This window comes from Synechocystis sp. FACHB-908, assembly GCF_014698595.1.
Taxonomy (GTDB): Bacteria; Cyanobacteriota; Cyanobacteriia; order Cyanobacteriales; family Microcystaceae; genus Synechocystis.
The window spans coordinates 85,924-98,682 of the sequence record NZ_JACJTH010000039.1; the positions used below are offsets into that span (position 1 = coordinate 85,924).

The 12,759-nt window shown below is 39.3% G+C and carries 15 protein-coding genes; all 15 read right to left on the reverse strand.

Annotated elements, in window-relative coordinates; genetic code table 11:
• Positions 1-392: 392 nt before the first annotated feature.
• Positions 393-1,250, reverse strand: a complete 858-nt coding sequence (locus tag H6G46_RS15425; RefSeq protein ID WP_020861766.1) for a glycosyltransferase family 2 protein — start codon at positions 1,248-1,250, stop codon at positions 393-395.
• Between the two features lie 119 nt (positions 1,251-1,369).
• Positions 1,370-2,164, reverse strand: coding sequence for a 6-hydroxymethylpterin diphosphokinase MptE-like protein (locus H6G46_RS15430; RefSeq protein ID WP_010872686.1), 795 nt, complete (start codon positions 2,162-2,164; stop codon positions 1,370-1,372).
• A 21-nt stretch (positions 2,165-2,185) separates the two neighbouring features.
• Complete coding sequence (locus H6G46_RS15435) at positions 2,186-2,935, reverse strand: SDR family oxidoreductase (protein ID WP_010872685.1); 750 nt, start codon at positions 2,933-2,935, stop codon at positions 2,186-2,188.
• A gap of 2 nt (positions 2,936-2,937) precedes the next feature.
• Positions 2,938-3,894, reverse strand: coding sequence for a phosphoglycerate dehydrogenase (locus H6G46_RS15440; RefSeq protein ID WP_010872684.1), 957 nt, complete (start codon positions 3,892-3,894; stop codon positions 2,938-2,940).
• Positions 3,891-4,568: an acylneuraminate cytidylyltransferase gene (locus H6G46_RS15445; RefSeq protein WP_010872683.1), complete on the reverse strand. Its 678-nt coding sequence runs from the start codon at positions 4,566-4,568 to the stop codon at positions 3,891-3,893. The genes H6G46_RS15440 and H6G46_RS15445 overlap by 4 nt, the downstream gene beginning before the upstream one ends.
• A 13-nt stretch (positions 4,569-4,581) precedes the next feature.
• A complete protein-coding gene (locus tag H6G46_RS15450; RefSeq protein WP_010872682.1) occupies positions 4,582-5,229 on the reverse strand; it encodes a cyclase family protein in 648 nt (215 codons plus the stop codon).
• On the reverse strand, positions 5,226-6,218 hold the full coding sequence (locus H6G46_RS15455; RefSeq protein WP_010872681.1) for a glycosyltransferase: 993 nt from the start codon (positions 6,216-6,218) through the stop codon (positions 5,226-5,228). Before H6G46_RS15455 ends, H6G46_RS15450 begins: the two co-directional genes overlap by 4 nt.
• A gap of 47 nt (positions 6,219-6,265) precedes the next feature.
• A complete protein-coding gene (locus H6G46_RS15460; RefSeq protein ID WP_010872680.1) occupies positions 6,266-7,102 on the reverse strand; it encodes an FkbM family methyltransferase in 837 nt (278 codons plus the stop codon).
• A 7-nt stretch (positions 7,103-7,109) separates the two neighbouring features.
• Complete coding sequence (locus tag H6G46_RS15465; RefSeq protein ID WP_199303574.1) at positions 7,110-8,369, reverse strand: glycosyltransferase; 1,260 nt, start codon at positions 8,367-8,369, stop codon at positions 7,110-7,112.
• A gap of 30 nt (positions 8,370-8,399) precedes the next feature.
• Positions 8,400-8,645: a hypothetical protein gene (locus tag H6G46_RS15470; RefSeq protein WP_020861764.1), complete on the reverse strand. Its 246-nt coding sequence runs from the start codon at positions 8,643-8,645 to the stop codon at positions 8,400-8,402.
• Positions 8,635-9,192: a 6-hydroxymethylpterin diphosphokinase MptE-like protein gene (locus H6G46_RS15475; RefSeq protein WP_020861763.1), complete on the reverse strand. Its 558-nt coding sequence runs from the start codon at positions 9,190-9,192 to the stop codon at positions 8,635-8,637. Before H6G46_RS15475 ends, H6G46_RS15470 begins: the two co-directional genes overlap by 11 nt.
• Before the next feature lie 13 nt (positions 9,193-9,205).
• The gene (locus tag H6G46_RS15480) at positions 9,206-10,036 is read right to left on the reverse strand and encodes a glycosyltransferase family 2 protein (RefSeq protein ID WP_010872677.1); all 831 of its coding nucleotides are present in this window, start codon (positions 10,034-10,036) and stop codon (positions 9,206-9,208) included.
• Positions 10,033-11,595, reverse strand: coding sequence for a beta-3-deoxy-D-manno-oct-2-ulosonic acid transferase (locus H6G46_RS15485; RefSeq protein ID WP_020861762.1), 1,563 nt, complete (start codon positions 11,593-11,595; stop codon positions 10,033-10,035). The genes H6G46_RS15480 and H6G46_RS15485 overlap by 4 nt, the downstream gene beginning before the upstream one ends.
• A 26-nt stretch (positions 11,596-11,621) precedes the next feature.
• On the reverse strand, positions 11,622-12,659 hold the full coding sequence (locus tag H6G46_RS15490) for a DegT/DnrJ/EryC1/StrS family aminotransferase (RefSeq protein ID WP_010872675.1): 1,038 nt from the start codon (positions 12,657-12,659) through the stop codon (positions 11,622-11,624).
• Positions 12,628-12,759 (reverse strand): transposase (locus H6G46_RS15495; RefSeq protein WP_190759818.1); only part of this gene is annotated, 132 nt, incomplete at its 5' end. The genes H6G46_RS15495 and H6G46_RS15490, both read right to left, overlap by 32 nt.

Below are 12,759 nucleotides of genomic sequence, written 5' to 3' on the forward strand. Positions count from 1 at the left end.
TAATTTTCTTTTTTCTCGTAGGCTAAATATGTTAACAATTTCTCCAATTTGATCCCGAATATTTAATAGCTCTAGGTGTTCAGCACCACTGACGTTAGGATAGTCCAGACTAGCGATGTAAATTCCAATAGCTCATTCATGATAATAGTTCTCCTAATTTGCCTAGGTCAGCAAAGACCGGATTGCTAAAATAATCGGACGGATTACTAGGAGGGAATGCGGTTTCTATTATTCTCTCTGATGTTAACATCAGGAGCCATAATCGATGTAGTTCTATGTTTAATTATGGGCCAGACAAGGTTAATTGGGGCTAGGGTAGCCAAGTTTTGCCGATTTCTTTGATTAAGCTTTTGATGCGGTGGAGATAGAATAGGGATTTGTAGTAGGGGGTATCACAAAGTTAGTTTTTGATCGAGAAGTAAAAAAATCACTTTTAATGAGGACAATAAACAACGCTTATGTAGATATATAATTATGCCCTTAATACCAAATAACTCGATATAACCCTTCATTTCTGTTTTCCAGTAAAATTGAGATGTAGGAGTAAATAGCTCTTGAAAACGGTTAAACTGGCTGGACTTTTTTGACAAGCCATTATAATGGTATTCGCATAACGCCACTATATCATTACATAAAAAAAGTTTATAGCCTTCTTTTTTGATTCGATTAGTGTAAACAAAATCTCCAAAATGATGAGGAAATCGTTTTGCATCAGGAAAGCCAACTTTATCAACAATATTACGAGGAATTGCCAGCAAATTACCATTTAAAGCGTCGCAATCAGTCATGCTATTAAAAGTATGGAAAATTTTCACGACTTGTAATTTATTATTATTTGTAAGGATTCCGCCATAGCTTGGTTCTTTGCTTTTTGGATCAAGGCATTGAACGCCAATAACTGAATTAGGATTTTCGTCGATTTTTTTTAGTAATTTAGAAATAGTTCCCATTTGAGGATAACAATCATCATTGAGCAAGATAAATAATTCACCACCCTGTTCGTAGGCGTATTTCATTCCCATCTTGACTGCTCCTGTCCACCATAAATTACCATCTCCTTCTAAAACAATTACCTGTGGAAACTGAGCGTTAACAGCTTCTCTTGTGCCATCGGTTGAGTCGTCATCAACAACAACAATCCTATACTGATCTAAATCCTCGTTAAGCTTTAGAGTTGTCAAGCATTGTAATGTAACTTCTCGACGATTATGAACTGGAATGATAATATAAATAGACTTAGTATTTTGCATGAAAAACATGAATTAATAATATTCTTTGTCTTCAATTGAGAAGTTTACGCTAGGTATCTTGGGAATCTACTAATTCTTTGTATTAAGATAAATGTGGAAATTCAATTAGTTTTTCTGAATTACAAGTCTATGAAATCTGTAAGCGACAATCGAGGAAAAATTTCTAGCTTTCCACCTTCTGTCGCATTGTAAATTGCTCGATTATTGTGTTCAAAATGAAACTTAGCCATAGTATATCCTACTTCACTTCCTAAGAGGTCTGGCAAGTGCCACTGAACACCATTTGCAAAATATTTAGGGTCAAAATGATTGGGGTCTTCTTGCTCCGTAGTGACTTGTTCATTAGGTAAACCTGTCATTCTAAATGAGTGATCGCATCCAATAAGAGCAACTTTTGAAAATCCAAAATAAAATGCCAACTGCATAGCGACAAAGGTTACAGTTGATCCATGAAATAAGCTGATTGAACAATCTTGAGCAAATTTAATTTGTTCTGTTGAGTGAAGGAAAATAATGTTTTCTCTAGGTTTAATCAGGGATGTGTGCTTACTGTTGATGAAAAGGGGGATTGTGGTGTTGTTATAAAAACTTGCATTTTGCTCGATTACCAAGGGGTTTACCGCAACAATACAAGATGGGCGAAAATCAGATTTATCAAAAAGTAAGTTGATTTTGTTTAGACCAAAAGTATAAATATTTTTAAGCAATGAAAAATCTGTTTGTAACAAGCTGGGGCCATTACAAACAATGACAGCTTTTTGACCTACATATTGATTTTCATACTGCTTAAGTCTGTGGCGTGATCGCCATGATTCAGGAGTCAGATCCCATTTAAGTCTGCGCCAAATTTCTGCTAAACCATACCGATAAGGATTAGCGTCTGGCAAACGCTCTACGGTTGTGTTTTTCGTCATGGAATTGAGCTCGGAAACAAGTTACTCGGTGCTGAGGCGTGCGATCGCCCCGCCGTCAATAGTTATAGTTTGCCCAGTCATGAAGCTAGATTGCTCATTGTCCGCTAAAAAGGCGATCGCCTGAGCGATTTCAGACGGTTGCCCGACACGACCCATCACAGTTTTAGACCCTAATTCTTGGAGTTGATGCTGGGGGGATTGTTCCACCAAATGACCACGACTCAAACCCTCCCTCAGCATGGGGGTATTTACGGCCCCCGGTAATAGGGCATTAACTCGAATCTGATCAGCGGCCCATTCGATCGCCATGGCTCGGGTCAAGGCAATTAACCCACCTTTAGAGGCGGCATAGGAAGCAATATTGGCGGAGGTCGCCAGCGCATGAACTGAACTAATGTTAACGATACTCCCGTGGGTTTGTTGGAGATATGGGTGAGACATTTTTGCCAAAAGAAACGCGGCCCGGAGATTAACCGCCATTACTTGATCCCAATCGTCTAGGGAGGTTTCGAGAATTGGCTGACAAATTTGCAGGGCGACATTATTAATCAAACTATGGAGATTTTGGGTTTCCCCGACCAAATTGTCAAAGGCAGCCGCAAGGGCTTTAGGATCGCCGCAATCAGCTTGTTGATAGTGGTCAATATAAGGGCATTTTGGGTCAGCTTGACGATCAATTCCCGTCACGAGCCAACCTTGTTGGGCAAAAAGTTCGGCTGTCGCCTGACCGATCCCCCCAGCAATACCGGTGATAAGAACAACTGGTTTCATGGTTAGTCTCCCGATGTTGCTCGTTGTAAGTCCCGCACCAAATTATCAATGGCCAACTGATTCACCTTGAGAACTGCCTCTCGGGTATTAGAACCATTATGAGATCCCAGAATTACCTGGGGCAGTTGGGTTAAGGGACTGTCGGCCGCCAAGGGTTCTTGCTCAAACACGTCTAGGGCTGCCTTAGCGACTTTTCCAGTTTGCAATGTTTCTATGAGTGCTGCTTGATCCACTAATCCTCCCCTGGCAACGTTAATGAGCCAAACGCCGGGTTTCATCTGGTCAAAGGTATCTGCATTCAGGAGGTGAAAGTTATCTGGGGTAAGATTACAGGCTAAAAACAAACAATCCGCCTGTTGTAATACATCTTGCAGCGGTACAGGATGCAATCCAGTTTGCTCACAGAAGTCGGCGCTAATGGGATGTGGGTCATAGCCTAACAATTTCAGCCCCATACTTTGTAAACGAACGGCGATCGCCTGACCAATACTGCCTACCCCGATAATGCCGGCTGTTTTACCCCGGAGGGAGTGGCCGCGAATCTTCAACCATTCCCCTTGCCGAACGGCTTGATCAATGCAGTGCAATTCCCTTGCCAAGAGAATTAGGTAACCGATCGCCACGTCGGCCACTTCATCACCAAAGACATTGGGGGTATTGGATGTCAAAATTCCCAACTGTTTTGCGGCGGCTAAATCGATAGCATCAACGCCAATGCCCCATTTGGCCAGTGCTTTTAGTTTGCCTTGTTTGCCGATAGTTAACACTCTTGCGGTAAAGGGATCATCCCCGGCGATTACCCCATCAAAATCGGCAATTTGTTCACAGAGTTCAGCTTCGGATAACTGTTGGGTAATGGTTGGGGCAACCACGTCTAACTGTTCTTGCTCGAATCGGGTTTGACAATGCTCTAGGGTATGGAGCATGGGGGGACAGGTTACTAAAACTTTCCATTTCATGATTTTTCTTGTTGGTAAAAATACATCATTTCGGCAATGCGGAAGTCCACTTCTTCATCAATATCCCAGGCTTCATCCCGGTCAATTTCAAACAGAATGGGATGATTGCCAATGCGGTTTTGTCGTTGGGTAAAGACGTCTTTGGTAAATAAATAAAGGTTGGAATTTTCTTCGTAAATTGGGGGTAAGTCTTGGGTTCTTAGCAAAATGTCGGGGTCATGGTTAACGGCATTACCATTGGCGTCGTAGAGGCGAGTTTGCAGACGGGTAACGCCAAATAAACTGTCATATTGGGGAGAATTCAATAATTGCTGAATGGCTTGGCTGATGGTGCTGGATTTCAGCAAAGGATTGGTGCTGTGGGTTTGTAGATATAAATCGGCGTCAATCTGTGCAAGGGTGTTAGCCAAAACCGCATTCATGGAGGTCATGCCTGAGCGTAGAGGTTCAGGACGCACTAAGCACTGCACTTTGGGAAACTGTTGGGGGGCATCGTCGAGGATAAAGGGGCTGTCAGTGTCAATACAGACCTGTTCGATTTCAGGGCAGTCGAGTAGTGCTTGAACAATGTGATGGTAAAGGGGTTTGCCGCCAAAAGAACGATAGTTTTTGCCGATGACTCGCTCACTGTCATGGCGCATGGGAACAAGGGCCGCAATTTTTACAGAGTTCATTGAGTCTGACAAATTAGTTAGAGACTGTCTTTAAAATTACCCTAGCAGGAGCGCCTTCTAAGCCTTGGAGCTTAATTGGTAAACAAATGAGTTCATACTCTCCAGGCTGGACAGCGTAGAGGTTTAATTCCTCAATAATAATCACTTCTGCCCCCAGTAGGATTTGGTGAGTGGTGGCGTCATCGCGGAAGCGTTGGACGGATAGGTAGTCGATGCCAATTAATTTTATTCCCTGCTCAACGACCCATTGAGCGGCCTGAGCGGTGAGGGCGACAAAGTTGGGGTCAAATTCGGATTGATTCTGCTGCCAGTGCAGGGAGTTGCGGGTGCGGATGAGCAGGCGCTGGGTTCTATCTGGAATGGGGGCTTGGGCGAGATGGTGGGGTTCAATGGCATCGACGTGGCTGAGGTCAATGACGGTGACGGGGCCAAGGAGGGTTTCGAGGGGCAGGGTTTCAACGGTTTTACCGCCCTGGAGAAAATGACTGGGGGCATCCACATGGGTTCCGGTGTGAACGCTCATGTGAATAGTAGTGTCGGTGGCAATATCGCCGTTGGCAAGGTCTAGTTCTGGCTGAAATTCGATGGCGGGACTGCCTGGCCAGCGGGGAAGCTGCGGATGAACGGCGACGGAAATATCAATTAGGTGGTAAGCAGTCATTGATGGGGGGAAGGAGGAGAGGGGTCAGGCACTAGCTGGGTATCGCTTTGGGCGTAGTTGATTTTGAGTGCGTCTTTGCTGGGGACGTTGGGGGTGATGGTGTTGATGGGGCGGGGATAATAGAAGGTTTGGCGCAGTTGCTGATTGAGGGAATTGTTTTGGTGATAGCCCTGATAGGTTCCCCAGAATTGCATGAGCCGGAATTGGGGAATGGCCCATAGTTGGGTCATTAGTTGTTGGCTTTGCCAAGCGTAATAGTAATCGCTCAGGGTATTACTGACAGTAAGGCGCACAAAATCCCCTAGGCTGAAGGTTTGTTCTGGAAAAATTTGTTTTAAGGCGATCGCCTCTCGACGGTAGCGGTTTCTGACCCGTTGAGGGGTTTCTTGGTGGACATGGATAATTTCGGCGTCGGGGACGTAGGCGATTTGATAACCGGCTTGCATAAGACGTTTGGCCCAGTCCAGGTCTTCTAGGCCGGTCAGGTCTTCGTTGTAGGGATATTTTTGCCACAGGTCACGGCGAATGGCGGCATTGGCGTTGTTACAAAAGGGAGTGGTTTGGGGAATCTGAGCTTGGTCGGGGAACCACTGGGCAAAGATTTGATGTTCGGAAAATTGGGTTTGGTTGTTGCCCCGTTGTTTGCCGTAGCTGAGGGCAATCTGGGGATTGGTTTGCAGGGGGGCAATCAGTTGTTTAAGCCAGTCTTGGTAAACGGGATAGACGTGGGCACTGGCAAAAACTAGATATTCACCGCTAGCTTGTTGGCATCCGAGATTGAGGGAGCGCCCAAAGGAAAAGTTTTGGGGGTCGATGCTGATGAGTTGAATGGGATAGCGTTGGGCAATGCTGACGGTGGCGTCGGTTGAGCCGGAGTCCACGATAATAATTTCGTAGTCGATGCCCTGTTGCTGCATAACGCCGCTGAGCAAGCGGCCAATGTGTTTTTCTTCGTTGTAACAACGAATAATTAGGGAGACAAGGGGCATTCTGGTGTGAAAAGAGTGAATAATTTAGAGAATAATTCAATAATTGACTAGATTGATTTAAACCCTGATTTTAATTTCTGATAGAGAGCATGAACTCCAGGCAATTTTTTAAAGATTTGCTTTAGTTTTTCCCAACGGTCTTGATGTTTCGATTTTTCTAGATATTGGGCTAACGTTTGCTCGAATTTTGATTCGTTCCCCTGGGTAATAAAGATCAGATTCCCCCAGGCTGGTTCATGGTTAAGGGGATAACGGACACATTGTAGCCAACGATGAGGCTCGCTAGTCTGTCCGGAGCGTCCATACTCTTTGATAACATCCCATTCCGAAATGTAGGTGATGTAACCACGCTCTGTCATGTAGTTGACCATATCGTGGTGAGTGTAGCTAAAGTTTGGCTGGGATCGGTTGTCCATAAACTCGACCATAACGACTTCTGGATGATATTTCTTCCAGTCAAAGCCTTGCAGAGCAAAAAAATCAGCTCCTTCAATATCAATCTTTAGAAAAGTAACTTGGTCTATTTTTAAGGCATTTAACGCATCGTCTAAACGGATTGTTTCTACCTCGTAGGCAAATTTATGGGTTGGATGAAAGGGTTTAAGGGTATGGATGCCAAAGTGTTCTTGACTGGTATAAAAGGGGACTTTATCACCGGTAACATTAGAGACGGCTTTTGGGATACAGGTGACATTATCAAAGCCTGATAGATTTTTATCAAAGACTTGTCGGTTTTTTGTTTCAGGCTCAAACGCAATGATTTTCCAGTTTTTTTGGGCAAATAACTGGGACACTCCCCCCTGATGGCTTCCGACATCAATTAAGACGGGTCTAAGAGCGGGAAAGGGATAGATAGAAACAAGATGATGTTCAGAAAAACTCATAAAACGATTAACCTAGTTTGTTTCGGGCGATTTGACAAAGTGATTTATGAAATCTTTCCCTAATCACTTCAGCGTTGAAGTCGGCAAAAGCTAATCTTTGTCCCATTTTACCTTGATGTTCTCTTAGTTTCTGATCTTTAATGATACGTAAAAAAAAATTCGTTAGTTCTTTCTGATTATTTTCAGTAACAATGAATCCAAAGTCATTCTTTTTAGCATATTCTATATTAGGATTATTATTTGGCCCATACAGTAAAATTGGCGTACCAGATGCCATATATTCGGGCAACTTTGATTGGAACGAGTATTGAGTATAGATAATACTTTTGACGTCAAAATTCAGTGGCAATAATAGCAAATCTGCATTTGCTAGGATATTGGGCTTAAGTTCAGGGGGAAAAAATCCTCCATATTTAATTACATTTGGTATGGCAAGTTTTTGATCAATAATTTCTTGATATATGGAAGGAGCATAAATAGTTAATGTAATTTGATAACCTTTTGTGTTAAGCGATAGGATAACGTCTTTTATATCAATTAAGCTTCCTAGTTCTTTATCCTCGGTTACCGAACCAGTATAAACTACTTGTAAGTTATCAGAAGGTTTATCTGTCTTGCCTTGATTTATAAAATTGTCTATTTCTATACAGTTATGAAATGTAACGAATGGCCTTTTATAACGTTCTTCAAATGCTTTGCACATTTGCTCTGAAATTCCAATATTGAGACTAGAATTTTCTATTAATCTTTTGAGTTGTTTCTGTAGTGCTGGTTTTCGGATAAAATTGTCGATTATTCCGCTTCTTTGCCCATAGCGTGCTGGCCAATCATCCATAATATGAATGGCATAAGGTATATTTTGGTTTCTTGAAATTTGGTAGGGTAAACGCCAATAAAAATAAGGTGTATCTAAGGGACGCGCATATATAATTTCCGGATTAAAATTTTTTATCCATTTTAAGATAGGACTAGGATTAGCAAGCCACCCCCCCAAAGTTAAAGAATTACCACTAAGCAAATCAGAAATTCGTTGAAGAGGCTTGTTAAGCTCCTCCAAAGTAAGCTTTTCAGGAATTAAAGATTTAGATACTATATGTAAATAGTTCTGACAAATTTTATGATCAATATATTTGTCATTCTCATGGCTATAAATCTGTGCAATTTTGTCTAGCGGCCAACCTCGAAAAAGGTTACTAGTTGTTATACCGCTAGCATTAATATGATTAAAAGGAACTGGATTAATAATTAAAATCCTAGGATATTTCATGTCCACTAAATATAACGCTGATGATGATTTTTAATTTTTTGGTTTCGCCATGGAAAGTGCCTGTTCAAAGCTAATTTTGTCGAAAATATTAAGTTTTCCTTCTAAGGTTGCATCATAAATTTTTCTGCTATCTCGCTTGAAATGAAAATTTGCAAGGTGAAAGGCTAGTTCGGAGGCTTCCAAGTCAGGCAAATTCCATTCTTGGTTACTAAAATATCGGGAATCAAAATGATTTGGGTCTTCGGAATTTAAAATTTGCTTTTCATTAGGATTCATTAGGATTTCCTGAATATTTAAAGTTGTGATCTACTCCGATCAAAAAGACTCTTTTGAACCCCATATAGTAGGCAAGCTGCATGGCAACATAAGTTACAGTATTTCCTTCACATATTTTTTGGGTAATATCTGTTTGAAACATATAAGGTCTTCCCGTTGTAGCTAAACGATAAATATTCTCTTTGAAGGGTATAATATCTTTTGATTTTGTAAATTCAAGAAAGCAAGGACAACGAAAATTCTGAATTTCATTTTGACATTGTTCGATGACCAAACGATTAACTGTTACATAATAACTTAAACTTAAATCAACTCGCTCAAAAATCAAGTAAATCTTATTGAGTCCGAAGGTATAATATTGATTTAGTTTTGCCAAATCCATTTTATTGAGAGAGGGACCATTCCCAATAATAAAACAATCCTCTCCCTGATGAATGTTTTTAAAAGAAGCCAGTTTAAGGGCATATTTTAGATACCATAAATAAAATTTAACTTTGCTTTTTATAGACAAGAATAATTGTTTTGTGATTAGCATAGAAAGTAACAAGTTGATGCCTCCTTTAAAAAAAGACTTTTTTTAGATATTCAAAAATTTTTTGTTTTTTATTCTTTTTCCGCTCATTGAAATTGTAGTCTGATATTTCAATTTGATAGTTTATCCTGTATTTTTGATAAAATTGATTCAACTCAGGAATTAAAATTTCTTTAAGAAATGGCTGCAGGTCAAAATCGGGATTAAGAAAAACAGTATTATCATGTTGACGATAAAAACCTAAAGATTTTGGAATAGAATATACCATGTTAAATACACAAGCGGTTCTCATGATGTAGGAATCTGCTGCAATTATAAACTTGATAGGAATTGGAAATATCCTATCTAATATTTTTTTAGGAAATGATAGTCCTGATGTCGGTACGAAAAAATCGAGCTTCTTAACTTTTTTCATTTCAGCAAAACAATCACCACTGGGCAATATGTGCTTATAGGGACGAGTTTTTCCTTCATACCAAACATCTAAAACGTGCTGGAATATGGCATAGTCTTTATTAATAAAATAATGCCATCTTATAATAGTTTCTAGTTTCTCTGGTTTCCACCAATCATCACTATCTAAAAAGCAAATAATTTCGCCGTTTGCTTGCTCAAACCCGGCATTAAACGCAGAAGCTTGACCTCCATTGTTTTTTACAAGGGCTTTTATCCGAGAATCTGTATAGCTTGAAATAACGTCTCTTGAGTTATCTGTTGAGCCATCATCAACAATAATTAACTCAAAATTATAATATGTTTGACTTAACACACTCTCAATAGCTTGGTCAATAAATTGGTCATAATTATAGTTAGTTATTATGACTGATATCAATAATTCTTGTTGTTTTTCTTCGTTCATAATTCCGCCTGCCTTAGAAGATTCATTTCAGATATAGCGGTTTTGAATTTGTAATTGGCATTTTTTTGATTAATCCAATTTGAATAAGGAATCATATATTCAAAATACAGCATATAAGCATATCTTTCGGCGTAAATTAACTGTTGATTGCGTAGTTGCAAATTTTGACTCAAAAAGATTAAAAATTCTTTTGTATTTAAAGGTGTGTAAACGAACTCTGTATTGGCATAATGAGTATTACTACAAACTATTACAGGTTTTTCTTTTAAAGCCATTTCTAATCCAGTAGTAGAAGTATAAACCAATCCAATTTTTGCCAAATTCATTAAAGTATATGGACTCGCGTCATCTTGAGGTGATATCACAATAATATTACTAGGTAAAGTAGGGAATTTTGATTGAATAAAATCTTGAACTTTGTCTCGGGTTTGCTGCTGTGGAGATATCTTGATTTCAGCAGGATGGATTCTAATAATCAATTGGGTATCCTGATTTTTTATATAAAAATTAATTACTGTAGTTATCCATTCAAAAATATTAGAAAAAATCGTGTCTTCTAAAACAACAGAAGAATCCCAAATGACATTAGTAAATAGGACTACTATATCTTTAGTTAAATCAATTCCATACTTAAGACTAAGTTGCTTTTGATCTTCAGTCATGGTTGAATATAACGGAACAATTCCAGCATTACCAACCACTTTTCTTTGTTCTAGATACCCATACAATCGTTGTTTTTGTTCTTGGGTTAAAGGAATATCTTTTCGTTGTTGCCATTTTTCTAAGGTTGGATAAGGGATAGCCGCTTTATTTTTGGCAAATACCAGAGTTTCCTTAAACGTTCCCTTTTCATAGGAAATATAAGGAATATCTTTTTCGTGACAATGTTCTCTCAAAAGTTGTTCAGCAAAAAACTTGCCATTTAACATAATTACTTGATCTACTTTGTTATGTTCTAAATAATGGGTTAAAAATCGATCAATTGTTTGACAACTTTCTACTAGAGAATGACGCAGAGCAAATTCTTCTTGCTCTTGAGGATGTTGACTTCTTAACAATCTTACCCATGAACACCAAACAATTTTTTCATAGTCTCGGTATGGCAAACTATCAGATTGAACAGGATTTCTTTCTAAATATTCACGAATAGAAATATAATTCACTCCCACTCTTTGACAAAGTTTCTTTAATAGATAAGAGCAGTAACTACACTGATGTGTTAAGGGTTTTGTTTCTAAGGTTTGACCATACATCATATTATCACAAGTTCTTATGGCTTGATCACATCCTACAACTGTTACATTCCAACCTTGTGTTTGAAGTTCTTTGGCAAAAGCACTTTCCACTGCTGTATGAATTAGCCAATATCGCTGAGTAAATATGAGAACATGATTTGCATTTTTTTTCCATGATGGGTGTAAATATATTCCCTTAATTGAGCCTTGTTGCCAAGAAGTAAAATAGCGATAGTAAATATCATAACACCAAGGAGATAGCCTAATAAATTTATTAATTAGTCTAGTTTTTAAAGAGTAAAATTTGGCTTGTATTTTCTGCATGAACATGATCTTTCTTGTTTTGAGGGTTAACTGATAACTTTTTTAATCGAGTCTATAATTTGATAAAGATTTTCATTAGACAAGGTAACAAAACTAGGTAAACTTAACCCATTCTTGCTTAATGATTCAGCTACAGGTAATGACTGATGAGTGTTATAAATGGGCTGACGATGAATAGGAATAAACAAAGGTCTGGTTTCAATTCCTTTTTCTTGCAACCTCGACATTAATTGATCTCGATTTAATTCCAGTTTGTCCTGATTAATTAAAATCGTGTATAACCAAAAGACGCTTTCTGCCCAGGGTTGACGCGGAGGTAAAGTTAAGCCTTGAATTTGTAACAATTCTTGTTCATACAGTTGGGCAATGCGTCGTTTAGCCTCAGGTATTTTATTAATTCGCTCCATTTGAGCAACTCCTAAAGCTGCCTGAATATTAGTTATGCGGTAGTTATATCCTAAAATAGGATGCCAGTATCTTTGTTTTTTCGACATTCCATGGTCTTTGAGAATACGAATTTTTTGTGCTAATTCTTCGTCATCAGTAACTATCATGCCGCCTTCCCCTGTGGTTACAATTTTATTACCATAAAAGCTAAAAATCCCCAAATCTCCTAAGCTTCCAACGGTTTTTCCCTGATAAGTTGCGCCGTGAGCTTCTGCTGCATCTTCAATCACAGCTAAATGATAGCGTTGAGCAATATCGAGAATTTTGTCCATTTTCGCAGGATGTCCATAGAGATGAACGGGCATGATGGCTTTGGTGCGAGGAGTAATGGCAGCTTCAATTAAATCAGGGTTAATATTCCATGTTTCCCATTCACTATCCACAAAAATGGGTTTAGCTCCTGTGTAAGTAACTGCATTAGCCGTAGCGATAAAACTTAACGTTGGAACAATTACCTCATCACCGGCACCAATATTTAAGGCGAGGAGAGCCAAATGCAACGCGGCAGTACCACTGCTAACTGCTACTGCATATTTTGTTCCGCAAAATTCAGCAAATATAGTAGTTTCAAATAAAGCTGAGACGCTAAACGCCACAGTAAGAACGGATAATTTCATCAAGAGACGTGTCAATAGGAGCGTACATTCTAGCTCGTTTCAAGGCACTAAAGTCATGCTCAATATCATTTAAATCAGGAGAATATTTCGGCAAAAAAAG

What these genes read in the sequence shown, in the direction of transcription:
- H6G46_RS15425 (WP_020861766.1), bottom strand. Translation starts at nt 1,250, where the DNA reads ATGCAAAATACTAAGTCTATTTATATTATCATTCCAGTTCATAATCGT.
- H6G46_RS15430 (WP_010872686.1), bottom strand. Translation starts at nt 2,164, where the DNA reads ATGACGAAAAACACAACCGTAGAGCGTTTGCCAGACGCTAATCCTTAT.
- H6G46_RS15435 (WP_010872685.1), bottom strand. Translation starts at nt 2,935, where the DNA reads ATGAAACCAGTTGTTCTTATCACCGGTATTGCTGGGGGGATCGGTCAG.
- H6G46_RS15440 (WP_010872684.1), bottom strand. Translation starts at nt 3,894, where the DNA reads ATGAAATGGAAAGTTTTAGTAACCTGTCCCCCCATGCTCCATACCCTA.
- H6G46_RS15445 (WP_010872683.1), bottom strand. Translation starts at nt 4,568, where the DNA reads ATGAACTCTGTAAAAATTGCGGCCCTTGTTCCCATGCGCCATGACAGT.
- H6G46_RS15450 (WP_010872682.1), bottom strand. Translation starts at nt 5,229, where the DNA reads ATGACTGCTTACCACCTAATTGATATTTCCGTCGCCGTTCATCCGCAG.
- H6G46_RS15455 (WP_010872681.1), bottom strand. Translation starts at nt 6,218, where the DNA reads ATGCCCCTTGTCTCCCTAATTATTCGTTGTTACAACGAAGAAAAACAC.
- H6G46_RS15460 (WP_010872680.1), bottom strand. Translation starts at nt 7,102, where the DNA reads ATGAGTTTTTCTGAACATCATCTTGTTTCTATCTATCCCTTTCCCGCT.
- H6G46_RS15465 (WP_199303574.1), bottom strand. Translation starts at nt 8,369, where the DNA reads ATGAAATATCCTAGGATTTTAATTATTAATCCAGTTCCTTTTAATCAT.
- H6G46_RS15470 (WP_020861764.1), bottom strand. Translation starts at nt 8,645, where the DNA reads ATGAATCCTAATGAAAAGCAAATTTTAAATTCCGAAGACCCAAATCAT.
- H6G46_RS15480 (WP_010872677.1), bottom strand. Translation starts at nt 10,036, where the DNA reads ATGAACGAAGAAAAACAACAAGAATTATTGATATCAGTCATAATAACT.
- H6G46_RS15485 (WP_020861762.1), bottom strand. Translation starts at nt 11,595, where the DNA reads ATGCAGAAAATACAAGCCAAATTTTACTCTTTAAAAACTAGACTAATT.
- H6G46_RS15490 (WP_010872675.1), bottom strand. Translation starts at nt 12,659, where the DNA reads ATGAAATTATCCGTTCTTACTGTGGCGTTTAGCGTCTCAGCTTTATTT.